Annotated in this window: 18 protein-coding genes; 8 read left to right on the top strand and 10 right to left on the bottom strand. The window is 39.3% G+C overall.

What is annotated here, in order from left to right; genetic code table 11:
- Positions 1–7: 7 nt before the first annotated feature.
- Positions 8–481: a very short patch repair endonuclease gene (locus tag MWU82_RS00480; protein WP_215947616.1), complete on the top strand. Its 474-nt coding sequence runs from the start codon at positions 8–10 to the stop codon at positions 479–481.
- A gap of 30 nt (positions 482–511) precedes the next feature.
- Complete coding sequence (locus tag MWU82_RS00475) at positions 512–1,669, top strand: methionine aminotransferase (RefSeq protein ID WP_247094865.1); 1,158 nt, start codon at positions 512–514, stop codon at positions 1,667–1,669.
- A 10-nt stretch (positions 1,670–1,679) separates the two neighbouring features.
- Here the strand turns inward: MWU82_RS00475 and MWU82_RS00470 are convergent, their stop codons facing one another.
- From MWU82_RS00470 to MWU82_RS00435, 8 genes are all read right to left on the bottom strand, one after another.
- Positions 1,680–2,249 carry a GNAT family N-acetyltransferase gene (locus tag MWU82_RS00470; protein WP_247094864.1) on the bottom strand — a complete coding sequence of 190 codons (570 nt, stop codon included), beginning with the start codon at positions 2,247–2,249 and terminating at the stop codon, positions 1,680–1,682.
- Between the two features lie 419 nt (positions 2,250–2,668).
- Entirely contained in the window at positions 2,669–3,322 is a 654-nt protein-coding gene (locus MWU82_RS00465) for a CoA transferase subunit B (RefSeq protein ID WP_215947614.1), read from the bottom strand.
- A gap of 20 nt (positions 3,323–3,342) precedes the next feature.
- Positions 3,343–3,708 (bottom strand): four helix bundle protein, encoded by a 366-nt coding sequence (locus MWU82_RS00460; RefSeq protein WP_247094863.1) that lies wholly within the window; start codon positions 3,706–3,708, stop codon positions 3,343–3,345.
- A 37-nt stretch (positions 3,709–3,745) separates the two neighbouring features.
- Complete coding sequence (locus MWU82_RS00455; RefSeq protein ID WP_215947612.1) at positions 3,746–4,447, bottom strand: CoA transferase subunit A; 702 nt, start codon at positions 4,445–4,447, stop codon at positions 3,746–3,748.
- A 120-nt stretch (positions 4,448–4,567) separates the two neighbouring features.
- Positions 4,568–6,910: a transglycosylase domain-containing protein gene (locus MWU82_RS00450; protein WP_247094862.1), complete on the bottom strand. Its 2,343-nt coding sequence runs from the start codon at positions 6,908–6,910 to the stop codon at positions 4,568–4,570.
- A 4-nt stretch (positions 6,911–6,914) separates the two neighbouring features.
- The gene (locus MWU82_RS00445) at positions 6,915–7,400 is read right to left on the bottom strand and encodes a gliding motility lipoprotein GldH (RefSeq protein WP_215947610.1); all 486 of its coding nucleotides are present in this window, start codon (positions 7,398–7,400) and stop codon (positions 6,915–6,917) included.
- Positions 7,393–8,562 (bottom strand): regulatory iron-sulfur-containing complex subunit RicT, encoded by a 1,170-nt coding sequence (gene ricT / locus MWU82_RS00440; protein WP_215947609.1) that lies wholly within the window; start codon positions 8,560–8,562, stop codon positions 7,393–7,395. The genes MWU82_RS00445 and ricT overlap by 8 nt, the downstream gene beginning before the upstream one ends.
- 314 nt (positions 8,563–8,876) lie before the next feature.
- Positions 8,877–9,908 carry a rhodanese-related sulfurtransferase gene (locus MWU82_RS00435; RefSeq protein ID WP_215947608.1) on the bottom strand — a complete coding sequence of 344 codons (1,032 nt, stop codon included), beginning with the start codon at positions 9,906–9,908 and terminating at the stop codon, positions 8,877–8,879.
- 568 nt (positions 9,909–10,476) lie between these two features.
- On the opposite strand from MWU82_RS00435, the gene recA reads away from it, so the two are divergent.
- The 4 genes from recA to MWU82_RS00415 all read left to right on the top strand — a co-directional run bounded on the left by recA (position 10,477) and on the right by MWU82_RS00415 (position 14,248).
- Positions 10,477–11,484, top strand: a complete 1,008-nt coding sequence (recA, locus tag MWU82_RS00430; RefSeq protein WP_215947607.1) for a recombinase RecA — start codon at positions 10,477–10,479, stop codon at positions 11,482–11,484.
- A 186-nt stretch (positions 11,485–11,670) separates the two neighbouring features.
- A complete protein-coding gene (locus tag MWU82_RS00425) occupies positions 11,671–12,144 on the top strand; it encodes a hypothetical protein (protein ID WP_215947606.1) in 474 nt (157 codons plus the stop codon).
- A 20-nt stretch (positions 12,145–12,164) separates the two neighbouring features.
- A complete protein-coding gene (locus tag MWU82_RS00420; protein WP_247094861.1) occupies positions 12,165–12,707 on the top strand; it encodes an RNA polymerase sigma factor in 543 nt (180 codons plus the stop codon).
- A 38-nt stretch (positions 12,708–12,745) separates the two neighbouring features.
- Positions 12,746–14,248: an outer membrane beta-barrel protein gene (locus MWU82_RS00415; protein ID WP_247094860.1), complete on the top strand. Its 1,503-nt coding sequence runs from the start codon at positions 12,746–12,748 to the stop codon at positions 14,246–14,248.
- A gap of 38 nt (positions 14,249–14,286) precedes the next feature.
- On the opposite strand, the gene MWU82_RS00410 is transcribed toward MWU82_RS00415, so the two are convergent.
- Positions 14,287–15,027 carry a lysophospholipid acyltransferase family protein gene (locus tag MWU82_RS00410; protein WP_247094859.1) on the bottom strand — a complete coding sequence of 247 codons (741 nt, stop codon included), beginning with the start codon at positions 15,025–15,027 and terminating at the stop codon, positions 14,287–14,289.
- Positions 15,028–15,099: 72 nt separating this feature from the next.
- Between MWU82_RS00410 and trpS the strand changes: the two genes are divergently transcribed.
- Positions 15,100–16,068 carry a tryptophan--tRNA ligase gene (trpS, locus tag MWU82_RS00405; RefSeq protein WP_247094858.1) on the top strand — a complete coding sequence of 323 codons (969 nt, stop codon included), beginning with the start codon at positions 15,100–15,102 and terminating at the stop codon, positions 16,066–16,068.
- Between the two features lie 242 nt (positions 16,069–16,310).
- Here the strand turns inward: trpS and dprA are convergent, their stop codons facing one another.
- Positions 16,311–17,414 carry a DNA-processing protein DprA gene (gene dprA, locus MWU82_RS00400; protein WP_247094857.1) on the bottom strand — a complete coding sequence of 368 codons (1,104 nt, stop codon included), beginning with the start codon at positions 17,412–17,414 and terminating at the stop codon, positions 16,311–16,313.
- A 104-nt stretch (positions 17,415–17,518) separates the two neighbouring features.
- Between dprA and MWU82_RS00395 the strand changes: the two genes are divergently transcribed.
- A complete protein-coding gene (locus MWU82_RS00395; RefSeq protein ID WP_215947601.1) occupies positions 17,519–18,466 on the top strand; it encodes an SPOR domain-containing protein in 948 nt (315 codons plus the stop codon).
- Positions 18,467–18,471 lie beyond the last annotated feature (5 nt).

Genomic DNA, 18,471 nt, shown 5'->3' with positions numbered 1-18,471 from the left:
TTTAAGTATGAACAAGGAATATAAGGAAGAACGGATAATAGTTCCGCGTTTTAATGAAGAGTCCGGTTTTTATACCACTCCGGAACGCTCCAAGATGATGGGAAAGATCCGTGGCAAAAACACTATACCCGAATTGAAATTTAGAAAGGCTCTATGGGCCGAAGGATATCGGTATAGAATTGACTACAAGAGGTTGATAGGCAAACCCGATATAGTCCTAAAAAAATACAAAACCGTTATTTTTATAGATGGGGAATACTGGCATGGTTATAACTGGAAAGAAAGGAAACAAAAAATTAAAACGAACAAAGAGTTCTGGATTCCAAAAATTGAACGTAATATTCAACGGGATAAGGAAGTGAACCAAGAGCTACAACAATTGGGCTATACCGTTTTCAGATTTTGGGAGAGGGAAATTAAGAAAGAATTGGATCAATGTCTAGATCAGGTAATTCAGCATTTACAAACGCAGCAATCCTAATCTACCTATAACAAATTAAAACGCTCTCAAATGCCCAAATATAGCCACAAAATATTCTCTAAGCTTCCCAATGTAAAAACTACGATTTTTACCACCATGGGGCAATTGGCGCAAAAACACAACGCCATAAATCTATCACAGGGCTTCCCGAATTTTGAGCCCGATCCTTCCTTGATAGATTTGGTAACACAGGCCATGAAACAGGGCTACAATCAATATGCCCCTATGGCAGGTGTCCTGGAACTTCGCGAAATAATTGCAGAAAAAATTGAACAACTCTATGGTAGACACTACAATCCGGACAGCGAAATAACCGTGACCATCGGTGCCACACAGGCCATTTTTACCATCATTACGGCATTTATAAGCCATGGTGATGAGGTTGTAGTCATTAAGCCTGCATACGACTGTTATGAGCCCGCCATTGAAGTCAATGGGGGCATTCCAGTATTTGTACAACTAAACAATATCGATTTTAAGGTGGACTGGGAAGAATTCCGTTCCAAGATTACCTCTAAAACCAAAATGGTCATAATTAACACCCCTCACAATCCTAGTGGCACCATATTCACCAAAGAAGATATGCTTCAATTACAGCAAAGTCTTGAAAAAACAGATATAATTGTCATTAGCGATGAAGTATACGAACATATTGTTTTTGATGACCTTGAGCATGAAAGCGCTTCAAAATTCGACGACCTCGCCACCCGTACCTTTGTCTGTGGTTCCTTCGGAAAAACCTTTCATATAACCGGCTGGAAAATGGGATATTGTGCAGGCCCGTCCGAACTAATGCACGAATTTCGTAAAACCCATCAGTTTAATGTATTTAGTGCTGACCATGCCGTTCAAAAAGCTTTGGCCACCTATTTAAAGGAACCAGAACACTATCTTAGTCTCAACAAGTTTTATCAGGATAAGCGCGATCTTTTTCTTTCCGGATTAAGCAATTCTAGATTTAAAATACATCCCAGCCAAGGAACCTATTTTCAATTGGTGGATTTTAGTGACATTACCCTTGAACTGGATGAAGTATTTGCGGAACGTCTGGTAAAGGAATTCCAAATAGCCAGTATTCCTATTTCCGGGTTCAATACTATGGGGATTGATAATCACTTAATGCGATTCTGTTTCGCGAAGACCAACGAAACTTTGGAAAAGGCCACAGCAATTCTATGCAAGCTTTAATATATAGGGTTTATATCGACAATCCCTCCTGAAGGTCCAACCGCATCAACCAATCCGTTTGCTCATCATTACCAATAAAATAAGGATGGCTACCAAACTTATAGAACCCCAATCTTTGATAAAATTTAATGGCCTTAGGATTGTGCTCCCAAACACCAAGCCACAAATAAAACCTATTTTTGGCTTTTGCAATGGATATTACCTGCCGTAGTATCCACTCCCCAATTCCTTGACCTTGAAATTCTGCCAGAACGTAGATCCGTTCCAACTCTATGGAATCAATATCCTTAATATCCGATTGGGCTTCCTTTTCGTTTAATTTTATGTATCCCACTAAACTGGAATCCTCATAAATAAAATAAAAGGATGAATTAATATCCTTGAGTTCCTTCAAAAGCGTTTCCTCGCCAAAAGCGGAATCCAGGTATTCCTTAAAATCCTCCGGCTTATTGTCCTTTTCAAAAGCCTCTATAAAGGTACTTCTGCCTAGATTAACCAAAACCCCCAAATCGGTAACGGAGCATGGCCTCAAATGTAGTTTCATTGCTTTGCTTTCCTCCTTAAAAATACGACTTTTCATTTGTTCCAAAACAAAAAAGGGAGCAATACTATAAAGTATGCTCCCTTTGTAAACTATTGATTTATGCTATAGCATAAATAATTTTTTTGTCAATCTTACAATGCCTGTGAAAAAGTCATTTCGATAAACTTGAATTTCTTTTTGAGTGCGGGTGTGGTTAATTTGGGCTTCCATAATAATTTAGGTTTAGTAGTTGTTAAATTTGGGGTTTAACTTATGTTATTAATTGCAATATAATTCAGATAAACGCAACATTTAAAAAATTGTTGTGAAACATACAGTAATTGTTGTATGCATATAAAAATAGTTATTTTGATCGATATATACCCTTTCCAAAATGTTAAATAGAGACTGTTCATTTAAGAGTATTATAAAATAAAAATTCAATAAAATATGATACACTTAATTGAACATACCCGTTAAATATCCATCTCTGGGATATCGCCTTCTACTATTAAATTCCCTTCAGTAGCCTTCACTATCTCATCAACGCTAACACCAGGCGCCCTTTCCAACAATTTAAATCCCTTGGGAGTCACATCCAGTACGGCCAAATTGGTCACAATCTTTTTTACACACCCAACTCCGGTTAATGGCAAAGTGCATTTCTTTAACAACTTGGATTCGCCTGCCCTATTGGTATGCATCATGGCAACAATGATGTTCTCAGCAGAAGCCACCAGATCCATGGCCCCACCCATTCCCTTGACCATTTTTCCCGGAATTTTCCAATTGGCAATATCACCATTCTCAGAAACCTCCATGGCTCCCAAAATGGTAAGGTCTACATGTTGGCCACGAATCATCCCAAAGCTCGTTACAGAGTCGAAAAACGAGGCTCCTGGCAGTGTTGTGATGGTCTGTTTGCCTGCATTGATTATATCGGCATCCTCTTCCCCTTCAAAAGGAAAAGGCCCCATTCCCAACACCCCGTTTTCACTTTGAAATTCCACACTGATATCATCCCTGACAAAATTGGCCACCAAAGTAGGTATCCCTATTCCCAGGTTTACATAATATCCGTCCTTTACTTCCTTTGCAATGCGTTTTGCTATTCCGTTTTTATCCAACATAATGTTGATTTGATAATTAGTTAATTTGATGATTTGGCACGTTTACTTGTGCCTATAATTTTCGAAATAATTCGAATAATAGATTCCAACTCTGAAAAAAGGGCTTCTTGCGGATTTGGATAGTGTCTTGATGCTTGGCAAAGTTCTATCCAATATAAAGTTTCATCAGCCTCTTTAGCTGCAATTTTAAACTTATGAATAAAATCGGCAGAACTTTCTCCATTCTGAGCCTCCCATGTATTTGCTCCAATAGAAGTTGCACTTTTAAACAATTGAGAAGCCATTTCGTACTTATTTATAGTTCTCAATTCTTCACAATATTCAATAATTTGTAAGGAAAAATCGAAAGTTTTCTTAACTATTAAATTCTCCTTATCATTCCTCATATTATCAAATTTTCAAATCAGATAATTTTCAAATCGACTAATTAGTTTTACGTACTGTCAACTGCTCAATTCTTTTCTCGTAATTTTTTCCTTGAAAAATACGCTGTATAAAAATTCCTGGAACGTGAATTTGGTTGGGGTCCAACTGCCCTGCTGGAACCAACTCCTCTACCTCAGCCACCGTAATCTTGGCAGCGCCGCACATGGCCGGATTAAAATTGCGGGCGGTTCCCTTAAATATTAGATTCCCTGCCTCATCGCCCTTCCAAGCCTTGACAAAGGAAAAATCGGCCTTAAAGGCCTCTTCCAATACATACATCTTCCCATTAAACTCCCTAGTCTCTTTGCCTTCGGCTACTTCGGTTCCATAACCGGCCGGAGTATAAAAGGCGGGGAAACCGGCCTGTGCGGCCCTACATTTTTCCGCTAAAGTTCCTTGGGGGGTTAATTCTACGTCCAATTCCCCGCTCAACATTTGACGTTCAAACTCATCATTCTCCCCTACATAGGAAGAGATCATTTTCTTTATCTGTCTTTTGTGCAACAAGAGACCAAGACCAAAATCGTCCACTCCGGCGTTATTGGAAATACAGGTTAAATCCTTGACCCCCATTTTTACCAATGCCGCAATAGCATTTTCAGGGATACCACATAATCCAAATCCTCCGAGCATAAAAGTCATTCCATTCTTTACCCCCTGTAAGGCCTCCTCCACGTTGGCAACTGTTTTTTGTATCATATAAAACCGACTTAATTTAACTTATTTCCTTGCTCTCTCTAAAATACGGGTTTTTAACGAAAAATGCCCTTAACTTTCAGATAAAAGCAAGGGCATTTTTGGCATTAATTTTTTATGGTACTAAAAATCCAAATCGTCTTCTAAATCTATTTTATTATCCTCCTCCATAGAGGTCTTGGAACAATCTACATTAATGGATAAATTTTCGGGCTTTTCAAATTCTCCATCGGAAATACCCAATTCCTTGTTGGCATAATTCTTTTTCATATACAAGCCCCAAATTGGCAAAGCCATGGAAGCTCCCTGTCCGTAAGTAATGGTCCTAAAATGAACCGCTTTATCATCTCCACCTACCCAAACTCCCGTTACCAAATTAGGAACCATTCCCATAAACCATCCATCACTTTGGTTCTGGGTAGTACCCGTTTTACCTGCAATAGGATTTTTAAATTCATAAGGATAACCAGTTATGATCTCCTTATATTCCGCTCTATATTTATCTGCTCCAGTGGTTCTTAATCTTGTCCCAGATCCTCCTTGGGTTACCCCAGACATAAGGTCTAACATAGCATAGGATACATCCTTGCTCAAAACATCTTTTGTTTCCGGTACATACTCGTACAATACCGTCCCATTCTTGTCCTCGATCCTGGTTACCATGACCGGTTTAACATAAACTCCTTGATTGGCAAAGGTACCATAGGCCCCCACCATCTCATACACATTAAGGTCTGCAGTTCCCAAGGCAATAGAAGGCACTTCAGGTATATCCCCTGTAATTCCCAAATTTTTGGCTATGGACACCACTGCTTTGGGGCCTACCCTATCTATTAATTGAGCAGTTATCGTATTTACTGAATTTGCCAAAGCGTTTTTAAGGGTTAGCATTTCCCCCGAATATTTACCATCGGAATTTTTAGGACACCAAGGATCCGGATTTCCATGTTTATTGGCCTCAATACAATATTGATTGTCCGGAAGTATATCACAGGGCGAAAGACGCAATTGGTCAATGGCGGCAGCATAAACAAAAGGTTTAAACGTAGATCCTACCTGCCTAGCCCCTTGGATAACGTTGTCATATTGAAAATGCTTATAATCTATACCTCCTACCCAGGCTTTTACATGTCCTGTCTGTGGCTCCATGGACATCATAGCGGTCTTCAAAAAGGATTTATAATATTTAATGGAATCCATAGGAGTCATAACCGTATCCTTTTCCTTGGTCTCGCTATTCCAATCAAAAACCGTCATCTCTACCGGCTCGTTAAAGGAAGCCCTTATTTCCTTTTCATTCTTCCCTTGATCCTCAAGGTTGTGCCATCTGTGAGAGGATTTAATAGCCCTCTCCATAATCCGATCAATTTCCCCATCAACCTCTTGAATAAAGGGTGCCGTTTTATTACGGTCAGGGGTGTTTTGATGAAAAAACTCGGCTTGCAATCTTTTCATATGTTCCGCTACCGCATCCTCCGCATTTTTTTGCATGCGCGAATCTATAGTGGTGTAGATACGCAACCCGTCCAAATAAATATTCCATTTATCACTTTCTCCCTTCAATGCCGGCTTGGGGTTATCCTTAATCCATCTGTTCATAAACCCTTGAAGGTACATCCTAAAATAGGTAGCCAAGCCTTCTCTGTGCGATTCAGGACTAAAATTGATATCCATTTTTAAGGCCTGCAAGGAATCCTTTTGCTGTTCCGTTATAAAATCATATTTAGCCATCTGGGACAAGACCGTATTTCTACGATTTAAAACCAATTCTTCACGCCGGATGGGGTTGTAATATGAAGAATTTTTAAGCATACCCACCAAAACTGCAGACTCTTCTATTTTTAGATTTTTGGGCTCTTTTCCAAAATAAATACGGGAGGCAGATCTAATACCATCGGCATTATAGTTAAAATCGTATATGTTAAGATACATCTTAACGATTTCTTCCTTGGTATAGCTGCGCTCCAATCTTATGGCAAGCACCCATTCCTTTATTTTTTGGGTAATAGTTTCAAAAATGTTTTTGGAACGCACCCCAACAAACAATTGCCTAGCCAATTGTTGGGATATGGTACTGGCTCCTCCCTTTTTGCCCAAATAGACAAAAGCCCTTAAAGTACCGCGGGCGTCTATTCCCGAATGTTCGTAATACCGTGCATCTTCAGTAGCTACCAAAGCCTGCACCAAAGTTTTGGGCAATTCTTCATAAGCAACATCAGTTCTATTATCGTCTAGATAAAACTTACCAAGGGTCTCACCATCGGAAGAAATAATTTCACTGGCCAAGTTGGTCTGTGGGTTCTCCAAACGCTCATATTCCGGCATGGCTCCGAAGGCTCCCCAAGAAGCCAAAAGGAAGATCAAAACTACGGATAGGGCGCCTAAAAAAAACAGTACCCAAAACCATTTAATGAATTTAAAAAAATTGTTGCTGCTTTTTTTCTTCTTCTTGGTAGCTGTTGCCATAAGCCTACTGATTACTTTTTTCGATTAGGTACCCCACATCGGTAATACCTTCCAATTCGACAATTCCATCTACTTGGCCATTTTTGCGCATGGCATGGGAAATTTCTAGGGTATATACGCCTGAAGACGGAAAAACGACGTTTTCCTTATACCATAATTTGTTTTCCTTTAAACTGCCATAGCCCGTTCCCAACCACTGTCCGTCAGGTTTGGCCATTTCATATTCCAAGGTATCCCTTACCATATCGCCATTGGGAAACTTTAACTCCGCAATTAAAAAAAGGTTGCTGTAAGGGTATGTCCCATCATTTCTCAGATTGATGAACATATTATACTTTTGAAGGGTATCCAGTTCCTGGAAGGAAAATTTTACTACACTATCCTTATTCCATCGTCCATTCTGTGTTGGACTATAATCGGACTTTATGGTTTGCTTATCGCAAGAAACCATAAAAATTACTAAAAAAAATACACCTAAACTCTTAAGCATTTTTGGTAGGCCTTTTTTTATAATTGCTTCGCTTCTTTTTCTTGTTATTCCTGTTGGACCTTCTTTTCTTGGGAGTGTCGAATCGCGTTAAGCTGTCCTGCCCTACTACATTTTCAAACACCTTTTCAACTTCTTGAACATTGTCCACCGCATATTCCTCCAAACTGGCTACTTTTTCCCTCTTTTTGTTTTTTTCCAACACCTCCAAAACCTGGTCTTTGGACAAGACATGCCAATTGGCCGGTTCGTCTTTATAGGAAAACCAAAGTGAAGCTTTGAAAATATCTACCTTCTGGCAAAAAGCCATCCCTTTTTCTGTAAATAGTTTGGTGTCCTGCCCAGGAAAATCCTTTAAGGCGTCCAAATAAACGTCCAATTCGTAATTAAGGCAACATTTGAGTTTACCACATTGTCCTGCCAATTTTTGAGGATTAAGCGACAGCTGCTGATAGCGAGCCGCCGAAGTGCTTACCGACCTAAAATCGGTTAGCCATGTAGAGCAGCACAATTCCCTTCCGCAAGAACCTATTCCTCCCAAACGTTGGGCTTCTTGACGGTAGCCAATTTGCCTCATTTCAATTCGGATACCAAAAGCCTTGGCCATGTCCTTGATCAGCTGTCTAAAATCTACTCGTTCCTCTGCGGTGTAATAAAAAGTAGCCTTGGAACCATCTCCTTGAAATTCCACATCGGAGATTTTCATCTGCAACTTTAGTACAATGGCAATTTCCCTGGCCCTTTTCTTAATTTCTTCTTCCCTATCCCTACATTTTTGCCAAATGTCAATATCCTTTTGGGAAGCCTTTCGGTAAAGTTTGGGAAGTTCCGGATTATTATAATCTTCCTTCTTTTTTTTCATTTGCACCCTTACCAATTCTCCCGTAAGGGTAACCATACCTACATCATGACCGGAAGTGGCCTGTGTAGCCACTATGTCGCCAATGGAAAGTGAAAGATTTTCGGAATTTCTAAAGAATTCTTTTCTACTATTTTTAAAACGGACTTCCACACAATCAAATGGTTTTTCCCCATTTGGCAGTGACATATTGGAAAGCCAATCAAATACCGTCAATTTATTACAGCCATCGGTGCCACAAGTACCATTGTTCTTGCATCCTTTAGGCTGTCCGTCCTTACCGGTTGAACAACTGCTACAACCCATATTTCGTATCTTGGTTTAGTAAAAATGTAACACTTTTACTAAAAAAGGTTCATAAAATTATTAAACGTAAAGATAGTGTTTTTTTAATGCGATGAAAAGAAAGAGTTTCGTTCGAGGCCTAATGCTCCCTTAAAACAGGGAAAAATAGTCCCAAACAGGAGGTTTTTAACTTATTCTTTGTTGAATTACATTAAATAAACCACTGTTTTATTTGGGCTTATAATTCAGAAAAAATTATATCCGGCATAAAAAAAAGTAATCTCCCAGTTATTGATAAAAATAAACCTTTATGACCTAGCACCTCAACAAAAGGCTTACTTCTTATACTTTAGAACTTCAGATCTGCCCTTTTTAAAAATCTTGTTACTCACCACTTTTCCTTTCCTCAATTTTTTCTGTTCCTCAAAAGGTAGTTCATGAATTTCCTTGCAATCCACTGAACAGCAGTTGTTCATAGACTCCGCACAGGCGTCGCACTGAATAAAAAGAAGATGGCAGGCCTCATTGGCGCAATTTACATGGTTGTCACAAGGGCTGCCACATTGATGGCAATTAGCAATGACATCATCCGTAATCCGCTCCCCCCTACGGTGGTCAAAAACAAAATTCTTGCCTAAAAATTTATTCTCCAAATTAAGGTTATTCACTTGACGGGTATATTCTATAATACCGCCTTCCAGCTGATATACATTCTTAAAACCCTTGTGCTTATAATAGGCACTGGCCTTTTCGCACCTAATACCCCCCGTGCAATACATGACCAATTTTTTATCCTCCTTATGATCCGCGAGGTCCTTCTCTATAATATCCAATGAATCCCTAAAGGTATCCACATCCGGGGTAATGGCATTTTTAAAATGTCCTATTTCACTTTCATAGTGATTGCGCATATCTACCAAAATGGTTTCGGAATCTTCAATAAGTTCGTTAAACTTAACGGCATCCACATGGATTCCCTTATTGGTGACATCAAAGGAGTCGTCATTTAAACCATCGGCAACAATCTTTTCCCGAACCTTCACCTTTAGTTTTAAAAATGATTTGTTATCCTGTTCAATAGCGATATTCAGCCTAACATTTTCCAAAAAGGTGATGCTATCCAAATGGGCCTTAAAGGCATTGAAATTTACGGCAGGAACAGATAATTGGGCATTGATGCCTTCATGGGCCACATAAATACGACCTAGAACATCAAGATCATTCCAATGAATAAATAAATGGTTTCGAAAAATTGACGGATTGCCAATACGTGCATATTGATAGAAAGAAATGGTTAGGCGTTCCAATCCCGCCTCCTCTATAAGGGCTTCTCTTTCCTTTGCACTTAAGGTATTGTACAGTTGCATGCTATACTAATATTTTAAGTTAAAGAATTATTTTACGAGTGCAAAAATAGGATTTATAGGTCGGGATTAAAAGGATTAACATCTGTTTTTTGGTTTCTGGCAAAGCAGATTGTACAAAGCAATAAACAAAAAAATTTATGTAAACAGCATTAACACTTGGTGGAAACTTAAAATAAAAAAGGACCTTGAAGTTATCAAGACCCTTTTTAAGGTCAATATTGTTTTTTCTTTTTCATAGAATAAAAATAAAATATTGACCCACAACCCTTATTGTTTTACCAGAACAATAAGCAACCTAATTTGAGTTAGTTAACTCTTAGATGCAACAAACAAAAAAAGGTTGCGTCCAAAGCCATAAATAATTGCTCACAATTAGAGCCATATTGCTAAAATTGGAGAAACATAGTCCGTTAACACTTGTAAATTAGGATATTGGACAATAAATGGGACCAAGAAATAATTTCAATTGAAATAAAATAATGTTCTAATTTCTTCATATAAAATCCGCACCATAGGTGGTTTAATGCAAAAAGAATTGGTATTTTAGCATCCCTAATATGATATGAAAATGAGTTCCGAAAAAGACGCAAAATTAAAAGCACTTAAACTAACCCTGGATAAATTGGATAAAACTTACGGCAAGGGTGCCGTAATGAAGATGGGCGATAGTGTAGTACAGGACGTAGAAGTGATATCTTCGGGTTCTTTGGGATTGGATGTAGCACTAGGTGTTGGAGGATATCCACGAGGTAGGGTAATTGAAATTTATGGACCTGAATCCTCGGGTAAGACTACACTTACGCTCCACGCCATGGCAGAGGCCCAGAAAAATGGAGGTATCGCAGCTTTTATTGATGCGGAGCATGCCTTTGACCGTTTTTATGCCCAAAAGCTTGGGGTAGATATTGATAACCTTATCATTTCCCAACCAGATCACGGGGAACAGGCTTTAGAGATTGCCGATAATCTAATTCGCTCTGGTGCCATCGACATCGTTGTTATCGATTCTGTTGCTGCATTGACCCCAAAAAGTGAAATTGAAGGAGAAATGGGCGACTCAAAAATGGGACTTCACGCCCGATTAATGTCACAGGCATTGCGAAAACTTACCGGTTCTATCAGCAAAACAAATTGTACCGTAATCTTTATTAACCAATTACGTGAAAAAATTGGGGTAATGTTTGGTAATCCGGAAACGACCACTGGTGGTAACGCCCTTAAATTTTACGCTTCCGTACGTTTGGATATAAGAAGATCTACCCAAATTAAGGATACGGATGGTGGCGTTCAAGGAAACAAGACCCGCGTTAAAGTGGTTAAGAACAAGGTTGCCCCTCCATTCAGAACCGCTGAATTCGATATTATGTACGGGGAAGGTATTTCCAAAGTAGGGGAGATAATCGACCTGGGTGTTGAATTTGAAATTATTAAGAAAAGCGGATCCTGGTTTAGTTACGGCGACACCAAACTGGGCCAAGGTAGGGATGCTGTAAAAAGCTTGCTGCTGGACAATCCGGAACTACTCGAAGAACTGGAAGGCAAAATTAAAGAAGCCATCAAAACAGTAAAGTCATAAACTTAAAAATCCCGATTAAATCGGGATTTTTTATTTCTACACGCAACCTTTATTTCCACTTTACATCTTATAGCAAAAAGCAATTGTTATGAAACCGTCTTGCCGAATGGAATTCGAAAATGTAATTCCTCCATTTAGGGCCAAAGGTTTCCAAAACCATTATAAAACAAATTAAATATTAAGAACATGAAACGAGTATTCTTTTTGCTGCTTGTTGCCTCTTTTACATTATTCACATCTTGCGATATAGATGATGATGTTAACTATCATTTTGAAGCTTTACAGGTAAAATCTGTAGAAATGCCCGAGGCATTTGATTACGGTGAAATCTATAAAATAAAAGTTACTTACTTTAGGCCGAATAATTGTACCTTTTTCGAAGGTTTTGACGTAGTTAAAGAAGATTTAACAACTAGAAAGGTGGTTACCATTGGTACTGTTATTGAAGATGAAGAGGAATGCACCGGAACTGGGGAAGACCTTGTGGCAACATTTAATTTTGAGGTCTTATATGATGAGCCGTATTTATTCAGATATTGGACAGGTGAGGACGCCAATGGTGAGCCCACATATTTAGAAATTACTGTGCCTGTCAATGAAGATAGTTCGGCCACATTAGCACCCGAAAGTGATATGGGCACGACCAATTTAAAGAATTAGTAAATAACCCAATCCATATTTTGAGTAATCTGGTAGAGCTCATAAATAATTGCAAAAAGGGAAACAGACAAGCACAAGAACAGTTGTACCGGGACTATTCCCGGATACTGTTCGGAATTTGTCTCAAATACTCGCGCAATAAAACGGAGGCTGAAGACAATCTGCATGATAGTTTTATGACTATCTACAGCAAAATTGAACAGTTTAAACACCAAGGTTCTTTTGAAGGCTGGATAAGGCGTATTACTGTAAATACGGTACTACAAAAATATAGGAAAGAGGAAACCTTAACACTGGTCACAGATAATATAGAGGATGAAATGCCAGAAGATTCGGGCTATTTAAACCTGGATTTGGCCACCTTGCTAAGTTATGTGCAAGAGCTTCCCAATAAATACCGCTTAACCTTCAACCTTTATGTGTTGGATGGCTATAGCCACAAAGAGATCAGTGAAATGTTGGGAACGTCCCTTGGGACTTCCAAATCCAATCTTGCCAGGGCAAGAATGATATTGAAAGAAAAAATTGAGGCAAATAAAGCTGGAATTATAATGGAAGGATAAAACTTCATGATTATAATCCCCGCTGAACAATTAAAAACATGAGTGAAAATAATTTAGACAAATTATTTCAAGAGAAGTTGGCCAACTTCCAAGAAATTCCTGACGAAAAAGTCTGGAATTCCATAGCCGCTTCCTTGGATAATAAGAAACGATCCCGCAAGCTTGTACCCCTTTGGTGGAAAGTTGGCGGAGCGGCAGCAATACTTGCCATCCTATTTTTTGCTATTGATCCTTTTACCACTTCCGAACAGGTAGCACCGATAATTATTACGGATGTAGAAAATAAAACCCGAAGTGCCAAAGACCCCAATGGCTTTATGGAACCTTCCACGGAAGCTACCAGCATCACTAATAATGAAGGAAAAACTACGGAGGAAAATAAAATTGATACAAGACGCCAAACGGCTAAGGACAAAATTACCAATCCTCTGCCGAACAATGGAAGTATAGTTGCCGAAGGCAGCGAAAAAACCAATGACTCGCAAAAAGATCAAAAGAATGCTATTACAACCCACCCAGTCCCCAAGGAATTGGTAGCAAATGGTGGGGACACTAAGAGTCTTGATAATAAAACGGGCCAAAACCCGGCCTATTCAGTTCAACAAGGACAAGAAGACGACACATTAGTCCCTAAGGAGCTGTCTATCCCCGTTGAGGAAACCATTGTTCTTCAAGAAAACAATAATGCGAACAACCCTATTGGGAAAACTACGGAGGTGACCTATGAAGACCCTCCATCAAATAAAAAATCAATTTTAGAGGCCATAGAAGAAAATGAGATTGTTGAAGTTAAGGAACCCCGCAACGGTAAGTGGTCCGCTGGTCCCAGTATAGCCCCTGTTTACTTTAACGGTTTGGGAGAAGGATCCCCAATCAACTCTATTCTTGCTTCCAATAGCAAAACGGGAGGTGTAACCCTAAGTTACGGTATTACGGTGGCCTATGAAATTTCTAAAAAACTAAGCGTGCGTTCCGGTATCCATAAGGTAGATTATGGGTATGATACCAACGACGTCTCCTTTACCTCCTCATTTAATGCTTCCACCGGGAACCAAATAAGTAATATTAATTATTCCAATGATTCCCAATCCATAATTTTGAATAATCCGAATAGCGAAAATGTAATACCCAAACCCGGATCCGTATTTGCTATGGACGTAACTGGCAAAAATCCCACCCGTTTGGGAACAATGGGGCAACAAATGGGATATTTGGAGGTACCCTTGGAACTAAATTATGCTCTCTTGGATCGTAAATTTGGCGTCAATATTATTGGGGGAGTAAGTTCCCTTTTTCTAACGGATAATTCCGTGGTGTTGGAATCCAGTGGACAAACTACAGAGTTTGGGGAGGCCAATAATGTCAATTCCGTTAATTTTAGCACTAACGTTGGTCTTGGGCTTGATTATAAGTTTACCCCGAAGCTTAAATTTAATGTAGAGCCGGTCTTTAAATATCAATTGAATACCTTTTCCAATACGTCGGGCAATTTTAACCCTTATTCCTTGGGTGTCTACAGTGGATTTACTTTGAAGTTTTAATCCCTTAAGCTGTTGATTAACCTAGCGGAATTGCAAGGCTAACAGGAATGCTTCAACTCATTCAATATTACCTCTCTGACAGATTCCCGAAGCTTGATCTTATCTGATTCATTAAGGTTATCGGTGGCAAAAAATTTATGTACCCTAACACGTAACTGCCCCGGACTACCACTATAAAAAGTAAAGGAAAACCGCTTTTTGTTGTCATAAAAGGTCATGGGAACGACCGGAATGTTATGCGCAATTGCCATTTTAAATGCGCCGTCCTTAAAGTCGTCCAAAATAATATGTTCATCGGGCACCCCGCCCTCTGGGAAAATACAAATACTCAAGCCCTGTTGTAATCTTTTTTGTGCTCTTCTATAAACCGCTGTCCTACTTTTAGCACTTTCCCTATCCACCAAAATACATACCTTTTTATAGAAGAACCCGAATAAGGGTATATTCACCAATTCCTTCTTCCCTATAAAAACAAAAGGATTTTTACTGACTTTCAACATCAACATAATGTCCAACATACTGGTGTGATTGGATACCAACATATAACTTTCACCCTTTTTAAGCCTTTGCTCCCATTTAACTACTGGAAAACACCCCATACCATAAAGAATAGTGTTGGCCCAAATATTACGCGCTATCCAAAAGAATTGTGGGTATGTTTTCTCGGAAAGGGTAAAAATCACCAAGAAAGGAAACATTATTAAAATGGGTAAAACCACTAAAATATAGAACCAAATTCTGTAGAGCGTATGGCCTATTTTTTTTAGAAATGATAGCATGTGGTCAAAAGTAATAATTTTAGTCCTTCTTTAGAATTTCTTTTACCTTTGTCCTTCTTTGAAAATAAAATAATGGCAAGAATCTTAACCGGTATACAAAGTACTGGAACCCCTCATCTAGGGAACATTTTGGGAGCGATCATCCCAGCAATAGAAATGGCAAATAATCCAGCAAATGACTCCTTTCTGTTTATTGCGGATATGCACTCACTTACCCAAATAAAGAATGGAGAGCAATTGCGGTACAACACTTATGCTGTAGCGGCTACCTGGTTGGCATTTGGCTTGGACATTAATAAAACGGCCTTTTATCGTCAGAGTGATATACCTCAAACTGCGGAACTAGCTTGGTACCTCAGCTGTTTTTTTCCCTACCAAAGACTAACCCTTGCACACTCTTTTAAAGATAAGGCGGACAGGCTGGATGATGTGAATGCAGGTTTGTTCTTCTATCCCATGTTAATGGCTGCGGATATACTTTTATACGATGCTGAGATAGTGCCTGTTGGCAAGGATCAAATGCAGCACTTGGAAATGACGCGGGACGTAGCCTCAAGGTTTCATGCCCAATTGGGAGAAACCTTTGTAATGCCGGAAGGAAAGGTACAGGAAGAGACCATGTATATCCCGGGCACCGATGGCGCCAAAATGAGCAAAAGCAAAGGAAATTTGATAAGCCTTTTTCAAACCGATAAACAATTGCGCAAACAGATTATGGGTATACAAACGGATAGTACCCCTATGGAAGATCCAAAAGACCCCGATACGGATAATGTGTTTGCCCTGTACAATATTCTGGCTACAGAAAATCAAGTTGCCGAAATGCGGTCCAATTATATAAACGGCAACTATGGCTACGGTCATGCCAAACAAGCGCTATATGAAGTTATCCTGGAACGCTTTGGCGAGGCAAGGGAAAAGTTCGATTATTATATGAACAACCTAAATGAACTGGATGAAGCCTTGGCCTTTGGCGCCAAAAAAGCCAAGATAGTGGCCGATGGGGTGCTGGAAAGGGTAAGGTTGAAGGTGGGGTATTGATTTTTTTGAAAATATACCCATTGGTCGGTTTACTCCATTCCATGATATCTTCCCAAAAAGATAAATGGGTTGAAGGGTAGTTCATGGGCGATGTAATGCCCAAAAGTCATCATTATTAAATTAAAAATGCCTTATTACAAACTAGTTAGTCGGTAAATTTAAAAAAATATACCCTTAAATGAAGCTTGATAATTAGCATTGATCCATTGATTAACCTCAATATTAGCACATTAATGATGATTTTAAATGGCCTCGAACAATTTACCAGGAAGTGGTCTCACTACTCCCTTCATTTCCATATTCAATAGGGTAGAGGAAACCTTATATATGGGCAACTTACAATCGAGTGCAATATGGTCCAACATTTGTTTGCCCCCCTGTTGTAAATAATCATAAATTGCCTTCTCGGTATCGTCCAGCTCTACAAATAGTTGCTTTTGAATGGTAGTGGGCTCTTTTTCTTCCAATTCCCAACCCAACATATAGATCAAGTCGGCGGCCGATGTAAGCATTTGTGCTTTCTGCTGTTTAATGAGATTATTGCATCCGCTGCTATACTTATCCTGGGTTCTTCCGGGTACGGCAAAAACATCGCGATTATAGCCATTGGCGATATCTGCAGTAACCAGACTACCTCCTTTTTCAGCGGATTCCACTACAATGGTAGCTTCTCCCATACCTGCTATAATCCGATTTCGCTTTAAAAAATTTTCCCTATCGGGTTGGCTCGTACTCCAAAACTCAGTAAAAAAACCGCCGTTCCTGTTTACATCAGGCACATATTTTTCATGCATTTTTGGATAAATCTGATTCAAACCATGGGCCAAGCATCCAATGGTCTGTAAACCATGCTTTACCGCCGCCCTTTGTACACAGATATCCACCCCATAGGCAAACCCACTCACAATAATTGGATCCAGGGGTGCCAATTCCTCAATGAACTGCTCACAAAATGCAGTGCCATAACTGGTAATATTTCTAGTGCCTACAATACTTATGATCTTCTGGCGGTTCAAATCTATATTCCCTTGGCTAAAAAGTAAAATAGGGCTATCTATACAGTGTTTTAAATAAGCGGGATAGCTTTCCTCCATAAAATAATGAAGGTTTATTTCCTGACTTCTAATAAATTCATACTCCAACTCAGCAGCCTCCAAGTGCTCCCTATCCAAAAGTCCTTTCAGGATCCCCGAACCAATACCGTCAACTTTTTTCAACCGAGTCATTTTTTCATCAAAAATTGCTGAAGGACTCCCACAACTGGAAATTAATTTTTTTGCTGTTATGTCACCAATATTCGGTACGTTCTGTAACCGAAGAATAGCAATTATTTCATCTCTAGACATTTATGGAAGCGGCTTAGTTGTTCACAAAATACACAAAATATAATGTTAATAAAAAGTTATGTGAAGAGTTTTGAACTTGTGTATTTTTTCCAATCTTTGTTCCTATGGGAACCGAACATTACATAGCGGAATTGCTTTATAGATACAATTGTGTAATGGTGCCTGAATTTGGCGCCTTTTTGACACAGATGAAATCTGCTGTTATCAATGATGCGACGAATTCGTTCTACCCTCCTTCGAAAGTAATATCTTTCAACGAACAACTGACTACCAATGACGGATTGTTGGTATCCTACATGGCCGATGCCGAAAAGATGTCCTATGAGGACATGCAGAAGCAAATAGCCGCAGTATCCCTAAAGTGGAAGAAACTTCTTAAGGAAGGAAATAGATTGAATCTTCCCAACATTGGTGAGTTATGGCTGAACAAAGAAGGAAAAACCCAGTTTCAGCCTTCATATCAGGTAAATTACCTAACCTCATCCTTTGGGCTATCCACTTTTGTATCCAACCCGATCTCTAGGGAAGTTTTAAAGGAGGAAGTAGTTGAACTGGAAGAAAAAATTCCATTTATGATTACCCCTGAGGCCAGGAAAGAATCTACTCTTAGGCCTTATTTAAAGTATGCAGCCGTAATACTATTGGCCATTGCCACAGGTTTTACCGGTTATCGACTTTATAATGAAAAAGTGTACGACCAAGAATTGGTGAGGCAGGAAGCGCATCAGCAAGTCTCCAAAAATATCCAGGAAGCTACATTTTTCAATACCGCTCCACTAGAATTACCAGCTGTATCCTTGAATGCCATCACCAACAAAAAAAGTGGTGTTCACCAAGTTATTGCCGGTGCTTTTAGAATTCAGGAAAATGCCGAAAAGAAAGTCCTTCAACTTAAAGAAAAAGGATACGATGCCTCTTATCTTGGTGTAAACCAATATGGATTGCACATGGTAGCCTATGGCAGTTTTGACGATGCCAAGGAAGCCTTAAATTACTTAAGGAAAATAAAACTGTCCGAATCGCCCGAGGCCTGGTTGCGTTCCGTAAAATAATTCTT

The organism is Arenibacter sp. S6351L (assembly GCF_023016025.1).
In the GTDB taxonomy this organism is placed as follows: domain Bacteria; phylum Bacteroidota; class Bacteroidia; order Flavobacteriales; family Flavobacteriaceae; genus Arenibacter; species Arenibacter algicola_B.
This window is presented reverse-complemented; position numbering and strand designations above follow the sequence as displayed.

What these genes read in the sequence shown, in the direction of transcription:
- MWU82_RS00480 (WP_215947616.1), top strand. Translation starts at nt 8, where the DNA reads ATGAACAAGGAATATAAGGAAGAACGGATAATAGTTCCGCGTTTTAAT.
- MWU82_RS00475 (WP_247094865.1), top strand. Translation starts at nt 512, where the DNA reads ATGCCCAAATATAGCCACAAAATATTCTCTAAGCTTCCCAATGTAAAA.
- MWU82_RS00470 (WP_247094864.1), bottom strand. Translation starts at nt 2,249, where the DNA reads ATGAAAAGTCGTATTTTTAAGGAGGAAAGCAAAGCAATGAAACTACAT.
- MWU82_RS00465 (WP_215947614.1), bottom strand. Translation starts at nt 3,322, where the DNA reads ATGTTGGATAAAAACGGAATAGCAAAACGCATTGCAAAGGAAGTAAAG.
- MWU82_RS00460 (WP_247094863.1), bottom strand. Translation starts at nt 3,708, where the DNA reads ATGAGGAATGATAAGGAGAATTTAATAGTTAAGAAAACTTTCGATTTT.
- MWU82_RS00455 (WP_215947612.1), bottom strand. Translation starts at nt 4,447, where the DNA reads ATGATACAAAAAACAGTTGCCAACGTGGAGGAGGCCTTACAGGGGGTA.
- MWU82_RS00450 (WP_247094862.1), bottom strand. Translation starts at nt 6,910, where the DNA reads ATGGCAACAGCTACCAAGAAGAAGAAAAAAAGCAGCAACAATTTTTTT.
- MWU82_RS00445 (WP_215947610.1), bottom strand. Translation starts at nt 7,400, where the DNA reads ATGCTTAAGAGTTTAGGTGTATTTTTTTTAGTAATTTTTATGGTTTCT.
- ricT (WP_215947609.1), bottom strand. Translation starts at nt 8,562, where the DNA reads ATGGGTTGTAGCAGTTGTTCAACCGGTAAGGACGGACAGCCTAAAGGA.
- MWU82_RS00435 (WP_215947608.1), bottom strand. Translation starts at nt 9,908, where the DNA reads ATGCAACTGTACAATACCTTAAGTGCAAAGGAAAGAGAAGCCCTTATA.
- recA (WP_215947607.1), top strand. Translation starts at nt 10,477, where the DNA reads ATGAGTTCCGAAAAAGACGCAAAATTAAAAGCACTTAAACTAACCCTG.
- MWU82_RS00425 (WP_215947606.1), top strand. Translation starts at nt 11,671, where the DNA reads ATGAAACGAGTATTCTTTTTGCTGCTTGTTGCCTCTTTTACATTATTC.
- MWU82_RS00415 (WP_247094860.1), top strand. Translation starts at nt 12,746, where the DNA reads ATGAGTGAAAATAATTTAGACAAATTATTTCAAGAGAAGTTGGCCAAC.
- MWU82_RS00410 (WP_247094859.1), bottom strand. Translation starts at nt 15,027, where the DNA reads ATGCTATCATTTCTAAAAAAAATAGGCCATACGCTCTACAGAATTTGG.
- trpS (WP_247094858.1), top strand. Translation starts at nt 15,100, where the DNA reads ATGGCAAGAATCTTAACCGGTATACAAAGTACTGGAACCCCTCATCTA.
- dprA (WP_247094857.1), bottom strand. Translation starts at nt 17,414, where the DNA reads ATGTCTAGAGATGAAATAATTGCTATTCTTCGGTTACAGAACGTACCG.
- MWU82_RS00395 (WP_215947601.1), top strand. Translation starts at nt 17,519, where the DNA reads ATGGGAACCGAACATTACATAGCGGAATTGCTTTATAGATACAATTGT.